The following is a 24,500-nucleotide window of genomic DNA, read 5'->3' as shown; positions in this document are numbered from 1 at the left end:
GACCCGAGATTCGAGCCCTGCCAGTCGCGCGCAGCGCAGCGAGCACGTCTGGCTCCGGTTCGAATCCCGGCACGCCCGCTACCCACTGTTTCCTGCTCGGGTGGCCTTCGGCCACCGCTCGCAGCAAAAACTTGGGGAAAAGCGGAACTCGCGCGAGACACGAGTTCCGTGAACCGGCGCGCTTTGCGCGCTGGATGCTCGCGGGACTCCCGGCACGCCTGCTCGTCTCACGTCGGCTGTCTCACAGGATACTCCCCGAGCCCGCGGGTAAATGTCGACACGATCCGAGTCGTATTTAACTCCGTATCTAAAATACCCGACGGAAACATGTTCGGTAAAGTTGACAGACGCGAGGTCCTCGGTTAGACCGCCGGAGCTGTTGCGGCGGGGGTCGCGGGGTGTACTTCGAACGATGGAAGCGGTACAGACACCGAAACGGACGATTCCAGCGGCTCTCCCGAGTCGACTACGTCGTCCGGCGATGGCGAGTACATGAACGGCGTGGGGAGTGACGCGTCGGTCTCCCTCGCGGTCCCCTCGGACGGGGCGACGCTCAACAGTCCGTACGTCCAGTGGAAGGGGTCGGCCAGCGGCGTCACCATCGAAGAATCGGGGACCGTCAACGAAGGGGCCGGCCACTACCACATCATGGTGGACGCGGATCCTGTCGAACCGGGCGAGACCATTCCGAGCGACGACCAGCACATCCACTACGGGACGGGGCAAAACAACGGCGTCCTCGAACTCGAACCGGGCGACCACACGCTCCACCTGCAGGTTGCCGATGGAAAGCACACGGCGATGGCCCTGACCGACACCGTCGAGGTGACCGTCGAGGACACCGCCAGTCTCGACCTCTCGACCAGCGTCGAGGGAAGCGTCGTCGAGTGGGACGTGACCGCGGAGAACTACACCATCGAACCGTCGAGCGAGGGCATCAACGGCAACTCCGGACATCTCCACGCCGTCATCGACACCGACCACGTCCCCGTCGGCGACGTGATTCCGAGCGACGCCAATCACATCCACTACGGCGATGGGTCGACCAGCGGGTCCATCGACCTGGCCGAGCAACTGGGTGACGCCTACGAACCGGGCGAACACACCATCCACTTCCAGGTGGGGACGGGCACCCACCGCGCGACGATGGTCCACGCTCATACGACCGTCACGACCGAGTGACGCGGCACTCGAACCGTCGAGACCGGACCGAAATCGGATAACACACACGAGAGAAATATCTCGGCGGTGTATCTTCCAGACCACTGGAGTCAGGAACAAACTTTTTGTTGGATTATTCCCGACATTGAACTGCAGTATGGCACAAGCGGAACGGTCCGGTTCCAGGGAGGAAAACCGAGACGGAGAGGAGACGGATCGCGAGTCCGAGATGCCGACACCGGGTGGACTCCGCGGTCTGATCTAACCGGGTACAGCGCGTCCCACGAAGGGACGAACCACGTGGAGCGAACCATCTTTTCGCTACCGCCGACTGTCACCTCTGCCCGCCAGCGACGCCTGGTGCGAGGCTCAACTCTGCACCGTCGGTCAGCGTCGTTGCCGCACCGGCCCCGTTCCGGACGTTCTCCTCGTCGACGAGGACGTTGACGTGCGGTCTGAGATCGCCGTCCCCGTCGAAGAGCAACGGGCCGAGACTCTCGTAGTCGTCGGCGAGCGCGGAGAGTGCCTCGCCGACTGTCGTACCCGAATCGAACTCCCGTTCGAGCCGTTTCTCGCCGATGCTGTCCCGGATCGTCGCGTACGTGACGAACTCGACGTGCATGGCCGGCCTCCGACCGCGACCCGCTTAAGCCCGGCGGCGACCGAACGCTGTTAGCAAGCTCGCGCTCAACGTTACTGCTGGAAGGAAAATAACTATGGATGATGGGAAAGTGGAAACCACCATGTCACTGGAACGCGCACCAGCCGAGCGGTTCGATGATCTGCCGGGCTACGACTACGAGGCCAATTACGTCGACGTCGGTGAGGGGACCTCACCGGGCAACCAGAACGCGGGGCGTTCTGGTGACGCTGGCGGCCCCGAGATGGCGTACGTCGACGTCGAGGGTGACGGCGACGAGACGTTCCTCTGTCTGCACGGGGAGCCGACGTGGTCGTATCTCTACCGGAAGATGATCCCGACGCTTTCGGAGGCCGGCCGCGTCGTCGTGCCGGACCTGATCGGGTTCGGCCGCTCGGACAAGTGGCCCGAGCAGGCGGACTACACCTACAGTGCGATGTACGATACGGTCGAGCGGTTCCTCGGGGAACTCGACCTGCAGAACGTCACGCTGATCTGCCAGGACTGGGGTGGCCTGCTCGGGTTGCCCGTGGCGGCGAACAACCCCGACCGGTTCGCCCGGCTCGTGCCGATGAACACCGGACTCATGGACGGGAGCCAGTCGATGCCGGACATCTGGCACGATTTCAAGGATATGGCCGCGGAGGACCCCGACTTCGACGTGGGCCAACTGGTCGAGGGCGGCTGTCTCTCGGACATCCCAGACGACGTGGTCGAGGCCTACCGCGCACCCTTCCCGGACGAGGATCACATGGCAGGTGCGCGCATCCTCCCGAGTCGGGTCCCCACCGATCCGGACATGGACGGGGCCGAGACGATGCGCGAGGCGAAAGCGACCTTCGAGGAGTGGGAGAAACCGGTGTTCGTCCTCTTCTCGGACTCGGACCCAATCACGCACGGATCACGCGATTATCTGCGTGATCTGTTCCCGACCGCGAGCGACCAGCCCGACATCTGGATCGAAGGCGGCGCACACTTTCTGCAGGAAGACAAGGGAGAAGAGATCGCCGAAGAGATCGTCGAGTTCGTCGAGCGGACCTAGCGGACGACGACCGCACCGCGGCCGTTGTAGGGTCGGTCGCCGCGACAGTAGTACAGGTAGACGCCTGGCTCGTCCATGGTCACGCTGTAAGTGTAGCTGGCATCTCTCACGTTGTCGCTCGGCTCGAACGTGTCGTTTTTCCAGGTCACGTCGTGTGTCCCACCGCGGCCGCTCCAGTCGAACACGATTTCGGTCCCCTGATCGACGAGAATCGCGACCGGATCGAACGACCGGTTCTGTCCGTTCGGACTGCGCGCGCCGACTTTCACGTCGACCGATGCCTCACCGGTCCTGTCTGTCAGCCGGCCGTCGTACTCACTGTAATCGCTGAGCCATTCGTCGACTTTGGGGTAGCCGCTGAGGGTCTGCTCGTCCTCCACGATGATCGCACCGCGCATCCCGAGCGCGCCGCCGTGGTTCGAACACTTGTAGAGGTAGACACCGGGTTCGGTCAGCGTCACCGTGAACGTCTTTCCGGACGAAGTGACGGGGTCTCCGCTGCCGAACAGCCCGTTTCGCTCCCGGACGTTGTGCGCGTTGTTCGGGTCCTGCCAGATCCACTGGATCTGTGTCCCCGTCGTGACTCTGATCGCCGGCTTGCCGAACGCGAAGGTACTGCCCGACGTGTCGTCGACGCCGACGCCGATCGACACGTCGGTTTCTGCGATCTGACCGTTGATATTGCCGTCGTAATTTTTCGTGTTCGAGAGCCAGTCGTCGACGGCCTGTTTCGGGTTCTGTACGTCGGCCGGTTCGTCGGGGTCGGTCGGCCCTTCCGGTTCGTCGCGCTCTTCGGGCGTCTCTACGTTTTCTTCCGTCTCCTCGGGCGTGGCCGTCGGCGTCCCGGCGTCGGTCTCGTCCCCGTCCTCGTCGTCCCCGCCCGAGCCGTCACCCGAACCGTTGTCGGAACAGCCGGCGACACCCGCCGCTGTCGCCACCACTGCGGTTCGGAGAAACGCTCGACGCTTCTATTGCCAGGTCATGCCGAAAACCTCTGTGGCCACAAATATAAATCACTTGACCTTCCCTCACACTCCGACACGCAGTTTTTGTATTTTCGCTCCTACGATTGTGTATATGCCGGGCAGCCACCGGGGAGCGAACGACCGATGACGGTACTGGTGCTGGGCGATCAGTTGACACGGACCGTCGGCCCCCTCGACCGCGACGGTCGCGTACTCATGATCGAAGCCCACGACTTCGCTCGCCGCCATCCCTACCATCCCCACAAACTCGCGCTGGTGTTCGCCGCGATGCGTCGGTTCCGCGACAGGCTCAGAGCGGACGGCTACACGGTCGACTATCGGAAGTTTGAGACGTTCGCCGAGGGGTTGAACGCCCACTTCGAGGCCCACCCAGAGGACGACATCACCGTCGTCCGCCCGGCGAGCCACGGCGGGGCCGACCGGTTGCGAGACCTGGTTACCGACGCCGGCGGCTCGCTCACGGTCGTCGAAGACGAGCGGTTCCTCTGTTCGCCAGCCGAGTTCGACGAGTGGGCCGGCGACCGCGACAGTCTCACCCACGAGTCGTTCTACCGTCACATGCGACGCGAGACCGGGTACCTGATGGACGGCGACGAGCCCGTCGGCGGCGAGTGGAACTACGACGAGCAGAACCGCGAGACACCGCCCGAGGGATACGAACCGCCCGAGCCGCCGACCTTCGAGTACGACGAGGAGACCCGCGAGGTGATCGAGTGGGTCGAGTCGGAGTTCTCGGGCGGCTACGACGACCCACCCTACGGCGGCGACTGGGCCGACCCCGACGAGTTCCAGTGGCCCGTGACCCGCGAGCAGGCCCTCCACGCGCTGGAGCGGTTCGCCGAGAGTCGGCTCCCGGAGTTCGGTCCGTACCAGGACGCCATGCGGGAAGGCGAGTGGGCGATGAATCACAGCCTGCTGTCGGCACCGCTCAACCTCGGACTGCTGACGCCCGACGAGGTGGTCGAACGCGTCCTCGACGCGTACGAGTCGCGGGACGTGCCGCTCAACAGTGTGGAAGGGTACGTCAGGCAGGTGATCGGCTGGCGCGAGTTCCTCAGACACGTCTACCGCCGGGAGATGCCCGAACTGGCGACGGCCAACCAGCTCGGCCAGACCGAATCCCTGCCGGAGTTCTACTGGACCGGCGAGACCGACATGGCCTGTCTCTCGGACGTGATCGACGGCGTGCGCCGGCGTGGGTACTCCCACCACATCGAGCGGCTGATGATTCTCTCGAACTTCGCGCTGATCTACGGCGTCGAACCGGCCGAGTTGAACCGCTGGTTCCACGCCGGCTACGTCGACGCCTTCCACTGGGTCACGACGCCCAACGTGATCGAGATGGGATCGTTCGGCGCGGGCGTGTTCGCCACGAAACCCTACGCGTCGTCGGCCAACTACGTCGACAAGATGAGCGACTACTGTTCGGGCTGTCCGTACTACAAGACAAAGACCACCGGTGAGGGAGCATGCCCGTTCAACACGTTCTACTGGGACTTTCTGGACCGCAACGAAGACGAACTCCGGTCGAACCACCGGATGGGACTCGTCTACGGCCACCTCGACGACAAGGACGACGCGGAGATGGAGCAAATCCGAGAGCGGGCGACCGAACTGCGCGAGCGAGCCGAGCGCGGCGACCTCTGATCAGCGGAACCGCCCCAGCAACCGATAGTCCTCGCTGGGCGTATACGATCGGAACGTGAGGCTGTTGGCCAGCACCGAGACACTGGACAGCGCCATCGCGCCCGCCGCGAGAACCGGCTGGAGCAGACCCAGCGAGGCCAGCGGAATCATCGCCGTGTTGTACCCCAGCGCCCAGAACAGGTTCTGCTTGATCTTCGTGAGGGTCCCCTCGGAGACGCGGATGGCCTTCAGCACGTCCTGGGGGTCCGAGCGCATCAGTGTCACATCCGCGGCCTCGATGGCCACGTCCGTTCCGCTCCCGATGGCACAGCCGACGAACGCCGCCGCGAGCGCGGGCGCGTCGTTGACCCCGTCGCCGACCATCATCGCGCGCTCGCCGTCGTCCTGGATCGCCTCGATGGCGTCGGCCTTGTCCTCGGGCAGGACCGCCGCCCGGACGTTCCCGGGACGGATCCCGACCTGTTCGGCGACGGCCTCGGCGGTGCGCTCGTTGTCGCCGGTGATCATGTGGACGGTCAACCCCCTGTCGTGGAGCGCGCTCACGGCCGCTTTCGCGGAGTCTTTGACCGTGTCCGCCGTGGCGACCACGCCGAGGAGATCGCCGTCGACCGCGACTAGCATCGCCGTCTTGCCCTCGCTCTCCAGTCGTTCCATCGTCTCGGCCGCGGGGGCCGGATCGACCCCGTTCGACTCCAGCAGGCGGCGGTTGCCGACGCGGACCTCGCCATGGTCCGTCGTCGCCCGGACGCCCTGGCCGGGGACGTTCTCGAAGTCGTCCGGTTCGGCGGGGTCGAGGTCGCGCTCGCGCGCGCCGGTGACGATGGCCTCGGCCAGCGGGTGTTCGCTCCCCCGCTCGGCGCTCGCGGCGGCCGAGAGGACGACCGACTCGTCCAGTTCCGGTTCCAGCTGACCACCGTCAGGGGCAGTGCCCCCGTCGGCGGCCGTCCCGACGACTTCCACGTCCGTCAACTGCATCTCGCCGGTGGTCAGCGTGCCCGTCTTGTCGAAGACGACCGTATCCACATCCCGGACCCGCTCCAGCACGTCGCCACCCTTGAACAGCACGCCGTTTTGCGCGCCGATGGAGGTCCCGACCATCGTCGCCGCGGGCGTCGCCAGCCCCAGCGCACAGGGACAGGCGATCAACACGGCGCTGGCGAAGACGACCACCGAGAACTCGAAGACCGAGACGGTGCCGCCGGCGACCATCGGACCGCCAGCCACGAGTCCGAGGAACGGAACCGCACCGACGATACCCGCCAGCGGTTCGGGGAACGCGTACCAGACGCCCGCCCAGAGCAGCGCGTTCACGATGACCGCGGGGACGAAGTAGGCGCTGATGCGGTCAGCGACGTTTTGAATCTCGGGCTGGCGGCTCTGTGCGTCCTTGACCATCGAGACGATCTGCTGGATCGCCGTCTCCGAGCCGACCTTCGTGGCCTCGACCACGAGGACGCCGTTCTGGTTGACCGTCGAGCCGACGACCTCGTCGCCTTCGCTCTTCTCGACCGGAACCGACTCCCCGGTCACCATCGACTCGTCGACCGCGCTGGAGCCGTCCACGACCGTCCCGTCGGTGGGAATCTTCTCGCCCGGCCGCACCTTCATCCGGTCGCCGACGTCGATCTCCTCGACGGGGACCTCGCGTTCGTTCCCGTCCTCGTCGACGAGCGTCGCCGTGTCGGCCTGCATCTCCAGCAACTGCCGGATCGCCTCGCCAGCCTGCCCCTTCGAGCGGGCTTCGAGGTAGTTCCCGAGCGTGATGAACGTCAAGATCAGCGCCGCCGAGTCGAAGTACAGCCCCTCGGAGGCGATCAGGCCGAGCAGGACGGCCACCGAGTAGACGTAGGCCGTCGACGATCCCAGCGCGATCAGCACGTCCATGTTGGCCGTGCGGTTCTTGACCAGCGCCGTGTAGCTGTTCTCGTAGAACTCCCGACCCAGGACGATCTGGACGGGCGTCGCGAGCAGGAACGCGAGCCAGCCGACTTCGACTCCTGCGACCGTCTCCGGCATCGTGCCGGGTGCCAGCAACTCCACGGCCATCATCGCGACCAGCGGGAGCGACAGCGCCGCGCCGAACAGCACGAGTCGCTTCTGGCGGTCGATCTCGGCCTGACGGGCGGCGTCCTGGCGGTCCTGTGAACTCGCTCCCGCGTCGCCGCGATCGCCGCCTTCGTCGTCCCGGACCGGCGTGTAGCCCGCGTCCTCGATGGCGTCGTACAGCGCCGGCCGGTCGGTTTCGGCGGGGTTGTACGTCACGCTGGCCTCGTCGGTGGCGAAGTTGACTTCGGCCTCGATCACCCCGGGCTGGCGCTCCAGCGCGGTCTCGTTGGTCTCCGCGCAGTTCGCACAGGACATGTCGGTGATCGGGATCGTGACCGACTCCCGGACGATGCCGTAGCCGGCGTCCTCGACGGCCGCGTAGATCGCTGCGAGGGATGTTTCGTCGGGATCGTAGGTCACCGTCCCCTCGTCGGTGGCGAAATTCACGTCCGACTCGACGACACCGTCCAGCTCCGCGAGGGCGTCGTCGATGGTGCCAGCGCAGTTGGCACAGCTCATCCCCGTCAACTCCAGCCGCGTGCGCCGTTCGGTCATCTCGTCTGAACGTAGGGTACCCACGTTCAAGCGGCTTGTCCTTGTTTTCCTGCCCTCGATTCCGGCTGAGACTTTCGTTTCGAAAGTCGACGCCGGTGGACAGTCACGGATCTCGCACGGTCAGGACGAGGCTCCGTCCCGAAGTTCCTCGTACTGCGCGACGAACCGCGACTGGCAGGACGAACAGCAGAAGTGATAGTGCGTACCGTCGAGTTCCGCCGTCTCGCCCTCCGCGTCGACGGTGTTGCCACACTCGGCACACTCGGGGGCGAACTCCGCGTCGTCCATCGCGGGCGACCAGGCGGTGTCGTCGAGCAGGTCCACGCCGTACTCGCCGATGTCGTCCATCTCGACCGTGTCGGCGAGCATCCCACTCACGTCGCCGTCTCCGACCGTCGCCGTGGCCACGATCCGCTCGTCCGCGGTGGTGAAGACGTGTTCGACGGGCTCTGCCGCCGAGAGCGCGTCGGCAACCGCATCCCCGCGACCCGGCCGGACCTGCAGGTCGACCAGCACCGGCACGCCCTCACGGAGGACCGACCGGTCGAGGTCGACGGTGAACCGCCGGACGACACCCAGTTCCCGGAGCCGGTCGATTCGATCCGATACCGCGGGTGGCGAGAGGTCGACCGCTTCGGCGATGTCGCTGTAGGAACGCCGCCCATCGGACAGGAGGATGTCGAGAATCTCCCGGTCCGTGTCGTCGAGTCCGCGCATGCAAGCAGTGCGACCGGCCCCGGCAAGTCAGTTTCGCCACCCGCCCCGCACTCGGTGTGTCGATACCGCAAACGACACTTTCCGTTTACAGGACCAAACGAAGGACTGAAACCCGAGAAACCGAACTACACCGGAGTATGGACCGCGATTTCGTAGATGGCGTCTGGGACCATTTACACGAGCGGCTCGGCGAGGACCTCCGGACCGTCGTCCAGTACGACGCCGGGTCCTCGGCGGTGACGTTCCGGCCCGACGTGCGAGAACAGTACGAAGCGGACGAGCGACAGCAGATCCTCGACGACGCCATCGTCCAGCAACTGAGTTTCTCCGATCAGGGATCGGTGTTCAAGACCGGCGACCTGAAATCGTTCGTCCGCGTGTTCGAGGACGCGTGGGTCCTCACGTGGCGCGACCCCACGAACGTGAAGGCAGGCTTTCTCATCTCGATTCAACGCGACGGCGAGACCGCGACGATGGCCGACGTGGAGTACTGTATCCAGTATCTCGACGAGGAGATCGAACCCCGGCTCTGAGACGGGAGCGGCCGCCCGCTACGCCCGCCCGAGCGTGTAGAACTCCTCGTTGGGCCGCATATCCGCGAGGTGGGCCATCCGGTTCGAGAGGTTGTAGAATGACACGACGTTGCCGATGTCCCAGATCGCCTCCTGGCTGAACCCGTGATCGCGGAGGCGCTGGAGGTCTTCGTCTTCGATTCGTTCGGGTTCCTCGGTGAGTTTGACCGCGAAATCCAACATTGCGCGGTGCGTGTCGCTGATATCCGCGGTACGGTGGTTCGCGGCCAGTTGCTCGGCCAGCATCGGCGCGTCGGCGTAGATTCGGCAGAGCGCCCCGTGGGCGACGATGCAGTACAGGCAGTCGTTGATGCCCGAGACCGTGACGATCAGCATCTCGATCTCCTCGCGTTCCAGCGCCGTCTCCTCCAGTAGGGCGTCGTGGTACTCGACGAAGGCCCGCGCCTGCTTGGGCCGGTATCCCAGTGCCAGGAAGACGTTCGGCGTGAACCCGGCGCGTTCGGTCTCCTCCTCGATGCGTTCCTGCAGGTCCGCGGGCAGGTCCTCGATATCGGGCACTTCGAACCGCGTCATCGCGTCCGTTTCGTCTCCCATGTTACCCTACTCGACCAGCGGGGGCTTCAGTGTTGGCCGCGGCTCACTCCTCCGGGGCGTCGTCGTCGATCACTGCCCCGTCGCGCCAGCGATAGAACAGCCACAGCAGGGCGTAGACGGCCACCCCACCGGCGAACAGGACGACCGGGATGACGAACGGCCCGACTCGACCCAACACCTCTCCAGCGACCGACGCGAGCATACCGGGATTCGGGCGGGAAGCCGGTTAAACGTCCCCATCCCGGCCGAAGGTTCATGTCCGAACGCGAACGACTCACGCGTGTGTACAGGGCTGGCCATCTGGGTGTCTCGCTGTTGGTCTTTCTCCCGGTCGGCGTCGCGCTGGTACTGGCGGGACGCGCCGACCTGGCCGTCCTCGGAGAGCTGTGCGTGCTGTCGGTCGCCTCCCTGCCCGACGTGGACCACGAGGTGCCGCTGGTCTCCCACCGCGGCGTAACCCACACGGTCTGGTTCGCGCTGCTCGTGGGAGTCGGGTTCGGCGCAGTCGGGTGGGTTCTCGGCGGTCGGCCGGTCACACCATCATCCCCCGAACTCGCTGTCGCCGGGTTCGTGTTCGGAACGCTGGGCATCTGTGCCCACCTGCTGGGGGACGTGCTCACCCCGATGGGCATCACGCCGATGTGGCCGCTCTCGGGGCGGACCGTCACCCTCGATCTCGTTCGGGCGAAGAACCCGCTCGCGAACTACGGACTGCTCGGACTCGGTGTCCTGGGCACGATGTCGGCAGTGCTGGTCGTCACACCGGGCTGAGAGACGACACGACGACGGACGCGTGCTCAGATGAGGTCCTGGTCCTCCAGTTCGTCCACGATGTCGTCGACGAAGTCCTCGGCGCTGTCGTACGGGAAGTCCCCCCCGGAGAGTTTCGTGTTCAGTTCCATGGCCGTCATCGAGAAGTTCCCGGACTCGAACGCCGTCGACGGCCCGTCAGGCAGGGCAGGCACGAGATCCATCGGACTCGAGATCGGATAGTCGGCCCCTTCGAACGCTTCGATCATCTGCTGGCGCAGATCGTCTTTGTCTGCCATGATCCATTTCAACGGTTCTCGAACCTACTGTAAAAAACATTGTGTCCCACGATACGGTCCGTTCAGCGCCGTTTCCGCGAGGATTCGTGAGCCCACGGTCGCCCACTCGACCGTGCGTGAGAGACCCATACATATTTTACCGTCCGGCGAGAGTTTGCTGTCACTATGCGAGTCAATTGTAAACACTGCGTGAGTTTCCCCACCGGTTCGACGGCAGGTGAGCGCTGACCATGGAGATCACAGTCGACGGCGAGACCGACGAGGATACCGCCAGGGTGATCGCGACGGCGGTCGCCGAACACCTCGGTCAGCCCGTCGAGATCGTCGACCCCGGCGGCGACCGGGTCGCGGCCGACGAGGAGGAGTGGACGGGCGGGGGCGACATCGTCACCGAGCGCGAGCAGAAACTCCGCGAGCAGATCGAGGACATCATGTCCGGCGGTCCCGAACGAGGCCACGAGAAACTAGAGGACCTCGGGAAGGCGTTCGTCCGCGACAGGCTCGACCTGCTGTTCGACGAGATCACCTACGAGGACGGCACCTTCGCTCGCTTCACCGACGACGACGAACTCCCGGCCGACGGCCTGCTGACCGGCGTCGGCGAGATCGAGGGTCGGGAGGTCTTCTTCACCGCCAACGACTACAGCGTGAAGGCCGGATCGCTCGGTCAGATGGGCGTCGAGAAGGAGATTCGTCTCTCTGAGCGGGCCGCCGAAGCCGGCGCGCCTATCGTTCGCCTGATCGACTCGACGGGCGCGCGGCTCAACGCCGAGGAACGCGAGAAAGGCGACACGCACATGGACCGCTATCGGGGCGGGAAGATGTTCTACAACCAGTGTCTCCACTCCGGGCAGGTCCCACAGATCGGCGTCCTCTACGGCCCGAACATCGCCGGGTCGGCCTACACCCCCGTCTTCTGTGACTTCCTGATCATGGTCGAGGACATCTCCGGCATGGCGATCGCCTCACCCCGCATCGTCGAAGCGATGACCGGCGAGTCCGTCGACATGGCGGATCTGGGCGGCCCCGAGGTCCACGCCACCCAGTCGGGCAGCGCCGACCTCGTGGTGCCCGACGAGGAGGCCGCCGCAGAGGCCGTCAAGGCCCTGCTCTCCTATCTCCCCCAGAAGTACGACGCCCCGAACCCGACACGGGAGCCGAAACCGCCGGTCAAGAACCCGAAGGGGCTGGACGCGGTGATCCCCGACGAACCCAACGCCGCCTACGACGTACACGAGGTGATCGACCGCGTGGTCGACCGCGACTCCTGGTTCGAGACCAAGCCCCGGTTCGGCCCGGAGATGGTCACCGGATTCGCCCGCATGGGCGGTCGCCCGGTCGGCATCGTCGCCAACCAGCCGAACCACGTCAGCGGTGCGATCTTCCCCGATTCGGCGGAGAAGGCCGCCGAGTTCGTCTGGATCTGTGACGCCTACGAGATTCCCCTCGTGTATCTCTGTGACACGCCCGGCTTCATGGTCGGTTCGAAGGTCGAACGCGAGGGCATCCTCCAGCGCGGCCGGAAGTTCATCTACGCCACCTCGAACGCCCAGGTGCCGAAGTTCTGTGTCATCACCAGAAAAGCGTACGGCGCGGGCATCTACGCCATGTGTGGCCCCGCGTTCGGTGCCGACGCGACGCTGGCGCTGCCCAGCGCCGAGATCTCGGTGATGGGACCGGACGCGGCCGTCCACGCGCTCTTTGGCGGGCAACTGGACGACATGGAGGGCGAGACCCGCGAGGCGTTCATCGAGAGCGCCAAAGAGCAGTTCGACGACTTCGTCGACCTGCGGGCCCAGGCCGCGACGATGCAGGTCGACGAACTGCTCCCCGCCGGAGACCTCCGCGAGCAGTTGCTGGCCCGGCTCTCGGCGTTCCGGAACAAGCGCCGGGACGACCCCGACCGCCACCACGGGACGATCCTGTTCTAATCGTCCGTCTCGCCGTCTTCGCTCCTGTCGCGCCGAACGACGAGGACTGGCGCGACGGCACCCTCCGCGATCCGCTCGCCCGTGTCGCCCAGTACTGTCGTCAGCAGGGTCTGCTGCCCTTCGCCCATGACGATCACGTCGAAATCGCCCGAGCGGTCGACGATGGCCCGCGTGGGAAACTCCACGTCGTCCGATTCCGTGTGGATCTGCTCGTCGGTCAGGCCGCGGTCCCGTAGCGTCCGCTCGGACCGGTCGAGGAGGTCGGTGTCGTCGCCGACCGTGAGGTCCCAGAGCGTGACCCGTTTGTCGTCGCCGTCCACGAGTGTGGCCACGAGGTCCGCCAGCCGGTCCACGTCGACGACGCCACGGAGCGGGACCAGAATATCGTCGATCTCGCCCGTCGGGTTGGGCAGGAGGACGGCGATCGCATCAGCCCGAGCCAGACGCTGATGCCGACGATGGCCCCGGGGAGTGCGCCGAGTGCGCGGGAGACGAAGTAGTAGCCGCCGCCGGATTTGGGCATCGCCGTCGCCAGCTCCGAGGCAGGCAGCGCCACGAGCAGGGCGACGACTGCCCCGATGGCGAACGAACCGGCCGCCGCCGGGCCGGCCTGGCCCGCCGCGATTCCGGGGAATACGAAGATGCCCGCGCCGATCATCGTGCCGACGCCGACCGAGAGCCCCCCGACGAGCCCGATGGACCGCTCCAGTTCCGACCCCTCTTCCGTGACTGTCGTCTCCTCGTCGGTGGCCCTCGGTGACGCGATTTCGGCGGGTGCCACGCCGGCTCTGTTGGTCTGGTCGGTCTCGGACACAGTTTCTCTCGCCTCGTGTCGGGCTATTCGGCGTAAAAAACGCCGGACTTAATCAGTGCGGCGGTGGTTCCCCCGCGGTGGGAAGACCCCCAGTCGACTCGGCAGCGGACCGACCGGCCATACAGCCGTTCTCACGACGTGGGAACGTGCTTCATGGGTTTCATCGGACGATCCCGTACTCCCTGACAGCCATGACACGGCAAACGACGGCGGAACAGGTGACAGTCTGGCTCGGACGACTCGTCGGCGTCCTCGCAGTGGGGTACACGGCCCTCGGCACCTGGGTCCTGCTCGGACGACCGACGAGCGTCGGGGCCAACGGCTACCTCGTCGGGTCGCTCGTCTCGGTCCTGCTGTTGCTCGGGGTCGCGTACGTGCTGGCAGAACAGCGTCCGGCGCTGCGTGACGGCGGTCACTCGTTGTGAGCGCGGTCGTCGATTCGACGTCCGTTCTCCGTGTACTCGGCCGGTAAGCGACGGCCGGGGTTCGTGGCCCCGTGGCGTCAGGCGTCCGCGGCCTCGGGCTTCTCGCTGATTTCCGACCAGATCAGCACGAGCGTGAACGCGACCACACCGATACCGAGCGAGGCCGTCATCGACAGTTCGACGCCGACGAACGACAGTACGACGGGCAGTTCGATGAACAGCGGCACCATGAACGCGCCGACGATCAGCAGGGCAGCCGGTGAGAGGCGGCTCATGCGATCACCTCCAGCAACGGCGCGAGGACCGCTGGCGTGGCCTCTTGCCCGGGTGGGTAGAGTCCCGCACCCTGGACGATACTGTAGAGCGGCAGCGAGTAGGCGAGGATCACCAGCACGACGGCGATCAACGCCCAGAGCTTGAGGTTGTCCAGCACAGTCGGCGACTGTTCAGGCCCGGACAGCGCCGGCGGGAGCGCCGAGTCGAGTCCTCGTGCGGGCTCGTTGTTCATCGCGGTGAGGCCGACGTTTACGAGGAACAACAGCGCCGAGACGAACAGCAGGACACCGCCGAAGGCCAGTTGCAATCGGAGACTGCCGACGGATCCAGCGACCGTCTCGAAGGTGACCTGCGGGTACTGCGGTTCGGCCGTCCGACGTGGGATACCCGCGAGGCCGCCGCGATGCATGGCCGCGGACATGAACACCATGCCGACGAACCAGAGGACGACCTGGAAGAGCCCGATGGGTCGGCTGTACAGTTCGCGGCCGGTGATCCGGGGCACGAGCCAGTAGGAGGCGGCCATGAAGGTCAGCGCCACGGCCGTCCCGACGGTGAGGTGGAAGTGTCCCGGCACCCAGATGGTGTTGTGGACGAGGTAGTTGATGTTCATCCCGGCGTTGATCATGCCGCTGAACCCACCGGCAGCGAACATCAGGCCGGCCAGCGTCATACCGGTGAAGGCCGGGTCACGCCACGGGAGAGCTTTCAGCCAGCCGAAGTAACCGGTGCCGCCACGCTGGCGCGCGCCGTGTTCGATGCTGGCGACGACGGTGAACGCGGTCAGCAGGCTCGGCAACAGCAGGAACATCGTGTTCGTCATCGCGATGAACTTGAACCCCTCGGCGATGCCGGGATCGACGTACTGGTGGTGGATCCCGACTGGGGTCGAGAGGAGCAAGAAGAGGACGAACACGACGCGTGCGAGCGGATCGCTGAACAACCGGCCGCCCGCGATCTTCGGCAGGACCGTGTACCACAGCAGGTACGCCGGCATCAGCCAGAAGTAGACCACGGGGTGGCCGAAAAACCAGAACAGCGTCCGCGTGAGTAGCGGGTTCGGCGCGGGCACGATCCCGAGCGACCACGGGATCAGGAAGACGACGACCTCCACGGCGACGCCCATGGTCGCGATGAACCACATGAGCATCGTCGTCAGGACCATGAACGACTGCAGCGGGATGCGTTCGCCGGTGTTCTCGCCGCGCCAGGCGAGATACTGACGGAACCAGTCGATGCCGGCGAGCCAGGTCCCGATGATGAACACTGCGAGGCCGATATAGAACAGCGGGTGGGCCTGCAGGGGCGCGTAGAACGTGAACAGCACGTCCGCGCTCATGCCGATACTCGGGATCAGGCCGGCCAGGATCGCGATGCCGGCCATCGCGCTCCCGACGGACATCGTGACGACCCAGAACCAGGTGAACCGCTTGCTCACTGGTGGTCTGTCGAGGCTCCGCGTGTTCGCCCACGTGAACACGCCGGCGAGGAAGAAGATGGTGAACACGATCACCAGCAAGACGCCGTGGAGCGTCAGGAGTGTGTAGTAGTCGCTCGACGCGACGATCCGGGCGATGCCCGTCCGATGGAGCGCCTGCAGGACGCCCATGAACGCACCGATCCCGAAGGCGACGAAGGCCGTCAGGAACAGCGACCGGACGACCCGCGAGACGTGCGGATACTGGATCAAAAAGGAATTGTCGGGCAGCATCTCCCTGGCCGACTCGACGGTCTCGCCGGCCGTCTCACCGGGCGTGCTCACGCCGACTCACCTCCCGTCGGCGTCGCAGTCGCGTTCGTCGGCCCGTTCCCACTGGTCGGCGTCTGCGTGTCGGTTTGCATCGTGAAGTTGGACGGTTCTTTGACGAGCAACTCGGCGGCCATGCTGTGGTGGCCCGCCCCGCAGTACTCGTGACAGACGATGCCGTACTCGCCCGGCTCGTCGAAGTTCACGGTGATCTTCGACACTTCGCCGGGGATGACCATCGTGTTGGCGTTCGTGCCGACGATCTGGAACCCGTGGATCACGTCCCGGGAGGTCACGTAGAACGTGACTGTGCTGTTCGCGGGTACCTCGATGGTCCCGGGCTGGAAGGCAAACCGCAGGGCGGCGACGTGGACCTCGTACTCGCTGGGGCCGATCTTCGTCACTCCGGGGTCGTCGAACCCGCTCGTGTTCCCGAGGTTGTTCGGGTTCACATGCCCGCCCTCGTCGTTGACCATGGTGACCCCGGCTCCCGCCGCCCCGTAGACGATGGTCGAGATGAACCCGACGATCAACAGGAGCGACGCCCCGAGCCACAGCTTCTCGTAGTTGTGGACGTGCATCCCAGATCACCCCACGACTGTCGGCCCGTTCCCCAGGAACTCGACGAAGTACATGTACGTCCACATCAATCCCAGGATGAGAAAGTACACCAGCAGTAACGCCAGCGTCCCCTTCGGATCGTACTCGTCCTGTGACAGCGACTCCTCGATCTCTGGATCCCTGACCAGCGTCCCGTCGGCGTACACGTCTTCACCGACGACCGCGGAATCCGTCTCCGCCTCAGCCTCTGTCGCGGTCATAGAAGGGTGTACGCACATGTTCGTTAAATCCAATACCGGACGTTCCCACGGAGTGAGAACAGCGCCCAGGATTATACCCCGCGTTCGCCAACGACCGGTATGATCCAGGCATTCGACTCACTGTCGCCACGAGTTGTCATCGCCATTTCATTACTGGCGCTCGTGCCGGTGGTAACCTTCGGTCTCACGCTGTCCTTCTACGTGGCACTCGCCGTGACGGCCACGAACGTCGTGTTGATCACCACGAGTCTCTACCTGCTGTTCTCGCCGACGGAGGGCGAAGAACACGGGACCGAGCCGGCACACAGCTAAGTGTGGTGCCGACTCCCCGATAGATGACTGCGACACTCCTCCAGTTGGCCGGTGTCTCCGCCGTGGAGGGCAACGTGGACCTGCTGGTGTTCGCCGTGATCGGTCTGCTGGCCGGCGCACACTGTCTCGGGATGTGCGGTCCGCTGGTGACGCTGTACGCCGACCGGATGGACGCAAAGACCGGCACCGACCGCGAGCGTCGACTCACCACGTTCGCCGTCCGCCAGCACCTGCTGTTCAACCTCGGACGCACGGTGAGCTACGCCCTCGTCGGTGCGCTCGCGGCCGCGGCCGGTGGCCTACTGTTCGCGTCGGTCGACGGCTTGCCCGCCATCGCCAACCCCGTCCGGATCGTCGCCGGGCTGACCGTCGGGGCAGTCATCGTGGCGACGGGGATCAGGTACCTGCTGGGCGGGACTGGCCACCTCGACCGGTTCACGCCTGCCGTCGTCACGCGGGTGTTCCAGCGGGTCAGCGGGTGGCTCACCGCGCACGTCGACCGGCTGGTCGGCGGCCCCAAGATCGTTGGCCTCGGGGCCGTCCACGGGATCCTCCCGTGCCCGATCCTCTATCCCGCGTACGTCTACGCGTTCGCGCTGGGCGACCCCGTCCGGGCCGCGCTCAGCCTCGGCGTCCTCGGGCTGGGGACGGTCCCGACGCTGTTCGCCTACGGCACGGTGCTGGGCACGCTCGGTGAGGGCCACCGGCGGACCCTCCACCGGCTGCTCGGTGGAACCTTCGTCGTGCTCGGATACATCCCCCTCTCACACGGCCTGGTGTTGCTCGGCGTCGGCGTGCCGATGCTCCCCGTGCCGTTCTACCAGCCCCTCGCATGACCGACTGCACCCTCTGTGATCGACCGACGCCGGACCCGCCGATCACCGACGGCGACGGCGGCGCGTACTGCTGTCAGGGTTGTCTCTCTGTCGCGAACGCCCTCGACGACGCGGAGACGACCGAGGACGACCTCACGGAGCGTCGTGGCACGGACGCGGTTTCGGTCCCGGACGACGCCGAGACAGGGTATCTCGCTGTCGACGGGATGCACTGTGGGACCTGCGAGGCCTTCGTCGAGTCCCGCGCGGTCGATCAGTCGGGCGTCCACGACGCCGCCGCCAGCTACGCCACCGACACGATGCGGCTGGTCTACGATCCCGAGGAGACCCGGACCGACGAACTCGCCGATGCCGTCTCGGGCTACGGCTACGCGGCCCGCGACCGCGAGGTCGAGGCCGACAGCGAGGCCGACGAGTCCGCCTGGGCGCTGGCGATCGGCGGCTTCTTCGGCATGATGGTGATGGGCTGGTACGCCCTGTTTCTCTACCCCACGTACTTCGGCTACGATGCGCCCTTCGTCGACCTGACCAGCCTCGTCGGCCTCTACCTGTTCGGGAACGTCTGGCTCATGACCTCGATCGTCCTCTTCTACACGGGGTGGCCGATCCTCCGGGGCGCGTACGTCAGCCTCCGGGCCGGCCACCCGAACATGGACCTGCTGGTCGCGCTCGCGGCAACGGCCGCCTACAGCTACAGCACCGTCGCGATGGGACTCGGCCGGACCCACCTCTACTTCGACGTGACCGTCGCCATCGTCCTCGTGGTCTCGCTGGGCAACTACTACGAGGGGAAAGTCAAGGACCGCGCGGTCGGCCTGCTCTCGGAGCTGACCGAGTCCAGAGTGACCGAGGCGCGCCGCCTGACCGGCGACGGAACGGAGACGGTCCCCGTCGAGGATCTCTCTGCCGGCGACCGCCTGCTGGTCAAGGTCGGCGAGCGCGTTCCGACCGACGGCGAGGTGGTCGAGGGCTCGGCCGCCGTCGACGAGTCACTGCTCAGCGGCGAGCCGATGCCGGTCGACAAGTGCGTGGGCGACGAGGTGATCGGCGGGAGCGTCGTCACGGACGCGCCGCTGACCGTCGAAGTCGCGGCCGACGCCGAGAGTACCCTCGACCGGATCGTCGAGTTGCTCTGGTCGATCCAGAGCGCTCGGCCGGGGATGCAGCGACTCGCCGACCGCCTGGCGACGGTGTTCGTCCCGACCGTGATCGCGCTCGGCACGGTGGCGGCCGCGGCCGTACTCCTGATCGGCGGGAGCGGCGTCTCGGCCCTGTTGCTCGGGCTCACGGTCCTGATCGTCTCCTGTCCCTGCGCGCTGGGGCTGGCGACGCCGCTCGCCGTCGCGGCGGGCGTCCGCGAGGCCGCCGACGCGGGCATCGTCGTCGTCTCCGAAGCGGTGTTCGAGGCCGTCCCCGAGGTCGACGTTGTCGTGTTCGACAAGACCGGGACGCTGACCACCGGCGAGATGCGGGTCGCCGAGGTCGTCGGCGACGACCCGGAGACGCTCCGCCGGCGCGCGGCTGCGGTCGAGTGCCGGGCGAACCACCCCGTCGCGACGGCCATCACCGAGGCCGTCGAGAATTCACCGGACGCCACCGACTTCGAGCGCCACGCAACCGGGGTCAGCGCCGCGGTGGACGGCGACCGCGTGACCGTCGGTCGGGCGGACTGCCTGCGGTCGGAAGGGCTCGCGGTCCCGGACGAACTGGACCGGCGGGCCACCGAGGCGGCCGAGGCGGGCCAGCGTCCGGTGTTCGTCGGCTGGGCGGAGCGGGCGCGGGGCCTGCTCCTGCTGGGCGAGCGCGAGCGCCCGGTGGCTTCGGAGGTCGTCGCGGACCTCTCGGCCGATCACGAGGTGGTCGTGTTGACCGGGGACGAGGGCGGCGCAGTCGAGCGGATCGAGGATCGAATCGACGCCGACGAGGTGTTCGCGGGCGTCCCGCCGGAGGCCAAAGCCGAGACCGTCGAGCGACTGCGTGGCCGGGGCACCGTCGCGATGGTCGGCGACGGGAGCAACGACGGCCCCGCGCTGGCGGCCGCGGATCTCGGCATCGCGCTGGGGAGCGGGACCGACCTCGCCGCGGACGCCGCGGACGCCGTCTTGCTGGACGACGACCTGCGAAACGTCACTGCGCTGTTCGAGATCGCCAACGGCACCCACGGCCGCATCCGGCAGAACCTCGGCTGGGCGTTCCTCTACAACGCCGTCGCCATCCCCATCGCCGTCGCCGGCCTGCTGAACCCGCTGTTCGCCGCGGTCGCGATGACCGCCTCCAGCCTGCTCGTCGTCACGAACTCGTCGCGGTCGCTCCGCTCGTGACATATTAGGACAGTTAATCCAGCCTCGGTCGTCAGCGTAAACAATTATATGCAACCGTGTCAATCGTGGTCCCATGGGGGATACAGGTACACCAGTGCCGACGACGTGGAACGACCCGAACGTCTGTCCGTTCTGTGAGATGCAACTCGAATCGCCGGGCGCGGGCTTCATGGATCACCTGAAGTCCAACCCCGCCTGCGAGTCGGGCTTCGATCAGTGGCGTGGTAACATCAACAGCGACATCCGCGGCGGCTGGTCCGGGTAGTTCGGCACCGCTTTTCGCCGAGCAGATCCCGTCGGCCAGCTGCAGGTCCGGGCAGTCCCGACGACTGTTCGATCAGTCGATGCTCATGATCTCGCGGGCCTCGTCGGGCGTGGCAGGTTCCCGGCCCACGTCGCGGGCCATCCGTGCGGCCTTCTCGACGAGGTCGGCGTTGCTCTCGGCCATCTCGCCGTCGCTGACGTAGAAGTTGTCCTCGAGTCCGACCCGGACGTTTCCGCCCATCGCCAGCGCCGCGCCGACGAGTCGCCACTGGTCCTCGCTGATCCCGATGACCTGCCAGGTGGCGTCGTCGGGGAGCTGTCGAACCTGGTGGGCCAGATTCTCCGCGGTCGCCGGGATGCCGCCCAGCACGCCCATGATGAGGCTGAAGTGGAGTGGGTGTTCGAGTTTCCCCTCGGCCAGCAGTGGCCGGGTGTTCCCGATGTGGCCCGTGTCGAAACACTCCAGTTCCGGTTTGACGCCGGCCTCCTGCATCGTCGTGACCATCTCGCGGATCTCCGAGAAGGAGTTCTCGAACACCATGTCGAACACGTAGTCCTCGCGGGATTCGGAGTACTTCGCGTAGTTCATCGAGCCCATGTTGAGGGCGGCCACCTCGGGCTGGGTCTCGCGGACGTACTCCGCTCGGCTCTCGACGGGTTCGTGGATCGCGCCCGTCGAGAAGTTGACGACGATGTCGGTGCGGGCCTGCACCTCGTCTTTGATCTCTTGGTAGCGTTCGGTCGAGTAGGTCGGCGAGCCGTTGTCCGTCCGGGCGTGGATGTGAGCGACGGCCGCGCCGGCTTCGCGCGCGGCGGCGGCCTCCTCGGCGATCTCCTCTGCGGTGTAGGGGATCGCCTCGCACTGGTCCCGGGTCGTGAGCGCACCCGTCAGCGCCGCCGAGATCACGACCCTGTCCGGATCGTTCCCTTTCACGGACTCGCGGTTGGCGTCGGTCATTGGCGCACCTCCCACTCGGGGTCATCGTCCATCAGGAAGGCGTTGATCCCCTCCTCGGTCGCGTCGCTCATCGCGACCACCGTGATGATCTCTTTCAGATAGGAGAGCGCCTCCTGGAAGCCCATGTCACGCTGGGTGTAGTAGGCCTCCTTGCCCACCTCGATGAGGACCGGACTGTTGTTCACGAGCTGGTCCACCAGGTCGTTCAGCGTCGCCTCGAACTCGCCTTCGGGTGCCAACTCGGTCACGAGCCCCATCTCGGCGGCCTCCTCGGCGGTGACGTGCTCCCCGGTAAAGAGGAGTTTCAGCCCGGCCTTCTGGTCGACCGAGCGCATAATCGGGGCCATCGCCTGTGCCGGGAACAGCCCCACGTTCACTTCTGGTGTGCCGAACTCGGCGTCGTCCCGCGCGACGACGAACTCACACGCCGACGCGAGGCCGAGTCCGCCAGCGAGACAGTAGCCCTCGACCGCCGCGACGGTCAGGACGCTGGCGTCGACCATCTCCTGAACGATGGCCGATAGCGAGGAGAACTGCTCGCGGTAGGCTTCCGATCCCTGGCCGATGACGCCGGACATCTCCGAGAGGTCGCCGCCCGAGCAGAAGGTGCCGCCCGCGCCCCGGAGGACAAAGACCCGGGCCTCGCTCTCGTCGGCGAACTGAATCGCGTCCAGTAGTCCAAGTATCACCGGTTCGTTCAGCGAGTTGCGCTCCTCGGGCCGGTCGATAGTCGCCCGGACGACGAAGCCGTCGTCGCTCACCGATACGTCGAGCGCCTCGTTCGAGAGCTCCTGGTCTTCCATGAGGTTTTGTATCGTGGCACACGCCGCCGCAATAGTATTTCGGACAGGAAGAAACTCACAAGGAGTTTCCCGTTTTCAAAATATTCGCCGTTCGACGGCCGCAATAAACGAACAACGGGTGGGCTGTGTCTTTATGTAGGTCGTCCGCAAATGGCGTAGCATGGTGGACACGCCAATCGACTACAGCCAGTACGAGGAGGGGAGACACGTCAACTACTGGACTCTCGACCCCGCGTTGCGGGCGGAAGTCGAGCGGACCTATCCCGACGCGGCGTTCGAGTGGGCCGAGTCGGAGCTGTCGGACCTGGGTGCGGTGACGGGCCACACCATCGCGGACAACGCCGAGATCATCGACCGTGAGGGCCACGAGTTGCGGACCTACGACAAGCACGGCGAGATCCAGAACCACGTCCAGTACCACCCGCTTCAGCACGAGAACGACCAGCTCGTCTACGACCGCGGCGTGACCCACGACATCTTCCACGCGCCGCCCGGGCGGGACGACCCGCTGGGCTTTCAGCACGTCCTGACCCAGCAGACCATTCTGTCTTTCGCCGACGGCGGCTTCGTCTGTCCGGTCTCGATGACGACCGGTGCGGCCATCGTCCTGGAGAAGTACGTCGACGAGGACCACCCGAACGCCGACCTGCTGGACGAGTACTTCCAGGGCCTCACCAGCCGCGACTACGACGACCACATCGAGGGCGCGATGTTCCTCACCGAGAAGCAGGGCGGCTCCGACGTGGGAGCCAACGAGACGACCGCCGAACCCACCGACGAGGAGGGCATCTACGAACTCTACGGCGAGAAGTGGTTCTGTTCGAACATCGACGCCGAGGGGACCTTGGCGCTGGCCCGCCGTCCCGACGCGCCCGAGGGCACTGCGGGACTCTCGCTGTTCCTGGTGCCACACACGAAACGGGACGGGAGCCTGAACGACCAGCTCTACCGGCGGCTGAAGGACAAACTCGGCACCATCGCTGTCCCGACGGGCGAGGTCGAGTTCCGCGGCGCGGAGGCCTACCTCGTCGGCGAACCCGAGAACGGGTTCAAGCTGATGGCCGAGATGATGAACTTCGAGCGGCTGACCAACGCCACGGGCTCGGTCGGTGGGATGGGTCGGTGCCTCCTCGAATCGAAGGTCCAGGCCGCGACGCGGGACGCCTTCGGCGAGACCATTCAGGAGTACCCGCTGATGCGCCGGGACCTCGTGAACATGCAGACCGACTACGAGGCCGCACTCGCCTTCACCTTCGAGGCGACCCGCCACTACGCCGACTACATGGCCAACGAACAGCGCCTCGACGAAGCGCCCGCGGACCGCGACGACGACGCGGCGCGGGCGTTCAAGCTGATGCGCCTGCTCGTCCCCATCGCGAAGTACAAGACCGCCCGGATGGCCGTCGACACCGCCTCGTACGCCTGTGAAGTCCTCGGCGGCAACGGCTACGTCAACGGCTTTGCGACCGAGCGCATGCTCCGGGACTCGCAGGTCCTCCCGATCTGGGAGGGAACCTCGAACGTCCTCTCGCTGGACGTGTTGCGCGTGCTGAACCGCGAAGCCGCCCACGAAGAACTGTTCCCGCTGGTCGAGGACAGTCTCGACGCCGCCGACCACCCTCACCTCGACCACCTCGCGGGAACCGTCGCCGACGAGTTCCAGTCGATGCAGGAAGCGATGATCTCGTTGGCTACCGAGGATCAGGACTACGCCCAGCACGAGGCCAAACAGCTCGCGGATTACATCTTCGACGTGGTAACCGCCGCCCTGCTGATCGAGCGCGCCCAAGACGCCATCGACAAGCACAACGACGCCCGGAAGGCCCTGGTCGCCGAGTGGTTCGTCGAGACCCGCTTCGCCGAGCAGGACGCCCGCGGCATCACGGACGGGGAGAAACTCCCCGACGATCACTTCGCGGAGATCGTCCGGCACGGGTCGCTTTCGCCTGACCAGTTGGCCGACGCCGCGCCCGCGGACGACTGACGGACGGTCGATAGACGATTTTGACGAGGGTGGATCGG

General features: G+C 66.1%; 26 protein-coding genes and 1 pseudogene. 12 read left to right on the top strand and 15 right to left on the bottom strand.

The window, feature by feature from the left end; all coding sequences use genetic code 11:
* Positions 1 to 492: 492 nt before the first annotated feature.
* Positions 493 to 1,182, top strand: coding sequence for a DUF4399 domain-containing protein (locus MU521_RS00575; protein ID WP_217630091.1), 690 nt, complete (start codon positions 493 to 495; stop codon positions 1,180 to 1,182).
* 313 nt (positions 1,183 to 1,495) lie between these two features.
* On the opposite strand, the gene MU521_RS00570 is transcribed toward MU521_RS00575, so the two are convergent.
* Positions 1,496 to 1,783, bottom strand: a complete 288-nt coding sequence (locus tag MU521_RS00570; RefSeq protein ID WP_092687138.1) for a ubiquitin-like small modifier protein 1 — start codon at positions 1,781 to 1,783, stop codon at positions 1,496 to 1,498.
* A 121-nt stretch (positions 1,784 to 1,904) separates the two neighbouring features.
* Between MU521_RS00570 and MU521_RS00565 the strand changes: the two genes are divergently transcribed.
* A complete protein-coding gene (locus MU521_RS00565) occupies positions 1,905 to 2,843 on the top strand; it encodes a haloalkane dehalogenase (protein ID WP_092687141.1) in 939 nt (312 codons plus the stop codon).
* Here MU521_RS00565 and MU521_RS21565 read toward each other — a convergent pair.
* Positions 2,840 to 3,784, bottom strand: coding sequence for a halocyanin domain-containing protein (locus MU521_RS21565; RefSeq protein WP_092687144.1), 945 nt, complete (start codon positions 3,782 to 3,784; stop codon positions 2,840 to 2,842). The genes MU521_RS00565 and MU521_RS21565 overlap by 4 nt on opposite strands.
* Before the next feature lie 168 nt (positions 3,785 to 3,952).
* Between MU521_RS21565 and MU521_RS00555 the strand changes: the two genes are divergently transcribed.
* Positions 3,953 to 5,476 (top strand): cryptochrome/photolyase family protein, encoded by a 1,524-nt coding sequence (locus MU521_RS00555; RefSeq protein WP_092687147.1) that lies wholly within the window; start codon positions 3,953 to 3,955, stop codon positions 5,474 to 5,476.
* On the opposite strand, the gene MU521_RS00550 is transcribed toward MU521_RS00555, so the two are convergent.
* Positions 5,477 to 8,077, bottom strand: coding sequence for a heavy metal translocating P-type ATPase (locus MU521_RS00550; protein WP_092687150.1), 2,601 nt, complete (start codon positions 8,075 to 8,077; stop codon positions 5,477 to 5,479).
* 120 nt (positions 8,078 to 8,197) lie between these two features.
* Positions 8,198 to 8,794 carry a winged helix-turn-helix transcriptional regulator gene (locus MU521_RS00545; protein ID WP_092687153.1) on the bottom strand — a complete coding sequence of 199 codons (597 nt, stop codon included), beginning with the start codon at positions 8,792 to 8,794 and terminating at the stop codon, positions 8,198 to 8,200.
* Between the two features lie 137 nt (positions 8,795 to 8,931).
* Between MU521_RS00545 and MU521_RS00540 the strand changes: the two genes are divergently transcribed.
* The gene (locus MU521_RS00540; protein WP_092687156.1) at positions 8,932 to 9,327 is read left to right on the top strand and encodes a DUF7522 family protein; all 396 of its coding nucleotides are present in this window, start codon (positions 8,932 to 8,934) and stop codon (positions 9,325 to 9,327) included.
* Positions 9,328 to 9,345: 18 nt separating this feature from the next.
* Here MU521_RS00540 and MU521_RS00535 read toward each other — a convergent pair whose 3' ends face one another.
* Together MU521_RS00535 and MU521_RS00530 are read right to left on the bottom strand one after the other, a co-directional pair.
* Positions 9,346 to 9,921 carry a peroxidase-related enzyme gene (locus tag MU521_RS00535; RefSeq protein WP_092687158.1) on the bottom strand — a complete coding sequence of 192 codons (576 nt, stop codon included), beginning with the start codon at positions 9,919 to 9,921 and terminating at the stop codon, positions 9,346 to 9,348.
* A 43-nt stretch (positions 9,922 to 9,964) separates the two neighbouring features.
* Positions 9,965 to 10,123, bottom strand: coding sequence for a hypothetical protein (locus MU521_RS00530; protein WP_175452738.1), 159 nt, complete (start codon positions 10,121 to 10,123; stop codon positions 9,965 to 9,967).
* A gap of 80 nt (positions 10,124 to 10,203) precedes the next feature.
* On the opposite strand from MU521_RS00530, the gene MU521_RS00525 reads away from it, so the two are divergent.
* Positions 10,204 to 10,692: a metal-dependent hydrolase gene (locus MU521_RS00525; protein WP_092687493.1), complete on the top strand. Its 489-nt coding sequence runs from the start codon at positions 10,204 to 10,206 to the stop codon at positions 10,690 to 10,692.
* A gap of 26 nt (positions 10,693 to 10,718) precedes the next feature.
* Here MU521_RS00525 and MU521_RS00520 read toward each other — a convergent pair whose 3' ends face one another.
* Positions 10,719 to 10,970 carry an MTH865 family protein gene (locus MU521_RS00520; RefSeq protein ID WP_092687162.1) on the bottom strand — a complete coding sequence of 84 codons (252 nt, stop codon included), beginning with the start codon at positions 10,968 to 10,970 and terminating at the stop codon, positions 10,719 to 10,721.
* Positions 10,971 to 11,200: 230 nt separating this feature from the next.
* On the opposite strand from MU521_RS00520, the gene MU521_RS00515 reads away from it, so the two are divergent.
* Positions 11,201 to 12,901 (top strand): acyl-CoA carboxylase subunit beta, encoded by a 1,701-nt coding sequence (locus tag MU521_RS00515; protein ID WP_092687165.1) that lies wholly within the window; start codon positions 11,201 to 11,203, stop codon positions 12,899 to 12,901.
* Here MU521_RS00515 and MU521_RS00510 read toward each other — a convergent pair.
* On the bottom strand, positions 12,898 to 13,221 hold the full coding sequence (locus MU521_RS00510; protein ID WP_092687168.1) for a universal stress protein: 324 nt from the start codon (positions 13,219 to 13,221) through the stop codon (positions 12,898 to 12,900). The two genes, MU521_RS00515 and MU521_RS00510, sit on opposite strands and share 4 nt — an antisense overlap.
* 107 nt (positions 13,222 to 13,328) lie before the next feature.
* Positions 13,329 to 13,667: pseudogene (locus MU521_RS00505) on the bottom strand (amino acid permease); the annotation flags it as partial.
* A gap of 239 nt (positions 13,668 to 13,906) precedes the next feature.
* Between MU521_RS00505 and MU521_RS00500 the strand changes: the two are divergent.
* Entirely contained in the window at positions 13,907 to 14,140 is a 234-nt protein-coding gene (locus MU521_RS00500) for a hypothetical protein (RefSeq protein WP_092687171.1), read from the top strand.
* Between the two features lie 77 nt (positions 14,141 to 14,217).
* Here the strand turns inward: MU521_RS00500 and MU521_RS00495 are convergent, their stop codons facing one another.
* The 4 genes from MU521_RS00495 to MU521_RS00480 are packed head-to-tail and all read right to left on the bottom strand — an operon-like array spanning position 14,218 to position 16,984.
* The gene (locus tag MU521_RS00495; protein ID WP_092687174.1) at positions 14,218 to 14,415 is read right to left on the bottom strand and encodes a hypothetical protein; all 198 of its coding nucleotides are present in this window, start codon (positions 14,413 to 14,415) and stop codon (positions 14,218 to 14,220) included.
* On the bottom strand, positions 14,412 to 16,127 hold the full coding sequence (locus MU521_RS00490; RefSeq protein WP_092687495.1) for a b(o/a)3-type cytochrome-c oxidase subunit 1: 1,716 nt from the start codon (positions 16,125 to 16,127) through the stop codon (positions 14,412 to 14,414). The genes MU521_RS00495 and MU521_RS00490 overlap by 4 nt, the downstream gene beginning before the upstream one ends.
* Before the next feature lie 47 nt (positions 16,128 to 16,174).
* Positions 16,175 to 16,744 carry a cytochrome c oxidase subunit II gene (locus MU521_RS00485; RefSeq protein WP_092687177.1) on the bottom strand — a complete coding sequence of 190 codons (570 nt, stop codon included), beginning with the start codon at positions 16,742 to 16,744 and terminating at the stop codon, positions 16,175 to 16,177.
* A gap of 6 nt (positions 16,745 to 16,750) precedes the next feature.
* Positions 16,751 to 16,984 carry a hypothetical protein gene (locus MU521_RS00480; RefSeq protein ID WP_245681125.1) on the bottom strand — a complete coding sequence of 78 codons (234 nt, stop codon included), beginning with the start codon at positions 16,982 to 16,984 and terminating at the stop codon, positions 16,751 to 16,753.
* Between the two features lie 99 nt (positions 16,985 to 17,083).
* Here MU521_RS00480 and MU521_RS00475 point away from each other — a divergent pair, with 99 nt between their 5' ends.
* From MU521_RS00475 to MU521_RS00460, 4 genes are all read left to right on the top strand, one after another.
* Positions 17,084 to 17,296, top strand: coding sequence for a DUF8131 family protein (locus MU521_RS00475; protein ID WP_092687180.1), 213 nt, complete (start codon positions 17,084 to 17,086; stop codon positions 17,294 to 17,296).
* A 23-nt stretch (positions 17,297 to 17,319) separates the two neighbouring features.
* Positions 17,320 to 18,132: a sulfite exporter TauE/SafE family protein gene (locus MU521_RS00470; RefSeq protein WP_092687183.1), complete on the top strand. Its 813-nt coding sequence runs from the start codon at positions 17,320 to 17,322 to the stop codon at positions 18,130 to 18,132.
* Positions 18,129 to 20,453: a heavy metal translocating P-type ATPase gene (locus MU521_RS00465; RefSeq protein WP_092687186.1), complete on the top strand. Its 2,325-nt coding sequence runs from the start codon at positions 18,129 to 18,131 to the stop codon at positions 20,451 to 20,453. The genes MU521_RS00470 and MU521_RS00465 overlap by 4 nt, the downstream gene beginning before the upstream one ends.
* A 73-nt stretch (positions 20,454 to 20,526) precedes the next feature.
* On the top strand, positions 20,527 to 20,718 hold the full coding sequence (locus MU521_RS00460) for a DUF7501 family protein (RefSeq protein WP_092687189.1): 192 nt from the start codon (positions 20,527 to 20,529) through the stop codon (positions 20,716 to 20,718).
* 72 nt (positions 20,719 to 20,790) lie between these two features.
* On the opposite strand, the gene MU521_RS00455 is transcribed toward MU521_RS00460, so the two are convergent.
* Complete coding sequence (locus MU521_RS00455; RefSeq protein WP_092687192.1) at positions 20,791 to 21,675, bottom strand: beta-keto acid cleavage family enzyme; 885 nt, start codon at positions 21,673 to 21,675, stop codon at positions 20,791 to 20,793.
* On the bottom strand, positions 21,672 to 22,478 hold the full coding sequence (locus MU521_RS00450; RefSeq protein ID WP_092687195.1) for an enoyl-CoA hydratase/isomerase family protein: 807 nt from the start codon (positions 22,476 to 22,478) through the stop codon (positions 21,672 to 21,674). Before MU521_RS00450 ends, MU521_RS00455 begins: the two co-directional genes overlap by 4 nt.
* A 160-nt stretch (positions 22,479 to 22,638) precedes the next feature.
* Here MU521_RS00450 and MU521_RS00445 point away from each other — a divergent pair, with 160 nt between their 5' ends.
* Positions 22,639 to 24,462: an acyl-CoA dehydrogenase family protein gene (locus MU521_RS00445; protein ID WP_092687200.1), complete on the top strand. Its 1,824-nt coding sequence runs from the start codon at positions 22,639 to 22,641 to the stop codon at positions 24,460 to 24,462.
* Positions 24,463 to 24,500 lie beyond the last annotated feature (38 nt).

Source organism: Halorientalis regularis (assembly GCF_023698535.1).
GTDB classification, from domain to species: domain Archaea; phylum Halobacteriota; class Halobacteria; order Halobacteriales; family Haloarculaceae; genus Halorientalis; species Halorientalis regularis.
Note: the sequence above shows the minus strand (reverse complement) of the source record. Positions and strands in the feature narration are given on the sequence as shown.

Excerpts from the sequence above, each read along its gene's own strand:
- MU521_RS00575 (WP_217630091.1), top strand. The coding sequence starts at position 493 with ATGAACGGCGTGGGGAGTGACGCGTCGGTCTCCCTCGCGGTCCCCTCG.
- MU521_RS00570 (WP_092687138.1), bottom strand. The coding sequence starts at position 1,783 with ATGCACGTCGAGTTCGTCACGTACGCGACGATCCGGGACAGCATCGGC.
- MU521_RS00565 (WP_092687141.1), top strand. The coding sequence starts at position 1,905 with ATGTCACTGGAACGCGCACCAGCCGAGCGGTTCGATGATCTGCCGGGC.
- MU521_RS00555 (WP_092687147.1), top strand. The coding sequence starts at position 3,953 with ATGACGGTACTGGTGCTGGGCGATCAGTTGACACGGACCGTCGGCCCC.
- MU521_RS00550 (WP_092687150.1), bottom strand. The coding sequence starts at position 8,077 with ATGACCGAACGGCGCACGCGGCTGGAGTTGACGGGGATGAGCTGTGCC.
- MU521_RS00545 (WP_092687153.1), bottom strand. The coding sequence starts at position 8,794 with ATGCGCGGACTCGACGACACGGACCGGGAGATTCTCGACATCCTCCTG.
- MU521_RS00540 (WP_092687156.1), top strand. The coding sequence starts at position 8,932 with ATGGACCGCGATTTCGTAGATGGCGTCTGGGACCATTTACACGAGCGG.
- MU521_RS00535 (WP_092687158.1), bottom strand. The coding sequence starts at position 9,921 with ATGGGAGACGAAACGGACGCGATGACGCGGTTCGAAGTGCCCGATATC.
- MU521_RS00530 (WP_175452738.1), bottom strand. The coding sequence starts at position 10,123 with ATGCTCGCGTCGGTCGCTGGAGAGGTGTTGGGTCGAGTCGGGCCGTTC.
- MU521_RS00520 (WP_092687162.1), bottom strand. The coding sequence starts at position 10,970 with ATGGCAGACAAAGACGATCTGCGCCAGCAGATGATCGAAGCGTTCGAA.
- MU521_RS00515 (WP_092687165.1), top strand. The coding sequence starts at position 11,201 with ATGGAGATCACAGTCGACGGCGAGACCGACGAGGATACCGCCAGGGTG.
- MU521_RS00500 (WP_092687171.1), top strand. The coding sequence starts at position 13,907 with ATGACACGGCAAACGACGGCGGAACAGGTGACAGTCTGGCTCGGACGA.
- MU521_RS00495 (WP_092687174.1), bottom strand. The coding sequence starts at position 14,415 with ATGAGCCGCCTCTCACCGGCTGCCCTGCTGATCGTCGGCGCGTTCATG.
- MU521_RS00490 (WP_092687495.1), bottom strand. The coding sequence starts at position 16,127 with ATGCTGCCCGACAATTCCTTTTTGATCCAGTATCCGCACGTCTCGCGG.
- MU521_RS00485 (WP_092687177.1), bottom strand. The coding sequence starts at position 16,744 with ATGCACGTCCACAACTACGAGAAGCTGTGGCTCGGGGCGTCGCTCCTG.
- MU521_RS00480 (WP_245681125.1), bottom strand. The coding sequence starts at position 16,984 with ATGACCGCGACAGAGGCTGAGGCGGAGACGGATTCCGCGGTCGTCGGT.
- MU521_RS00475 (WP_092687180.1), top strand. The coding sequence starts at position 17,084 with ATGATCCAGGCATTCGACTCACTGTCGCCACGAGTTGTCATCGCCATT.
- MU521_RS00470 (WP_092687183.1), top strand. The coding sequence starts at position 17,320 with ATGACTGCGACACTCCTCCAGTTGGCCGGTGTCTCCGCCGTGGAGGGC.
- MU521_RS00465 (WP_092687186.1), top strand. The coding sequence starts at position 18,129 with ATGACCGACTGCACCCTCTGTGATCGACCGACGCCGGACCCGCCGATC.
- MU521_RS00460 (WP_092687189.1), top strand. The coding sequence starts at position 20,527 with ATGGGGGATACAGGTACACCAGTGCCGACGACGTGGAACGACCCGAAC.
- MU521_RS00455 (WP_092687192.1), bottom strand. The coding sequence starts at position 21,675 with ATGACCGACGCCAACCGCGAGTCCGTGAAAGGGAACGATCCGGACAGG.
- MU521_RS00450 (WP_092687195.1), bottom strand. The coding sequence starts at position 22,478 with ATGGAAGACCAGGAGCTCTCGAACGAGGCGCTCGACGTATCGGTGAGC.
- MU521_RS00445 (WP_092687200.1), top strand. The coding sequence starts at position 22,639 with ATGGTGGACACGCCAATCGACTACAGCCAGTACGAGGAGGGGAGACAC.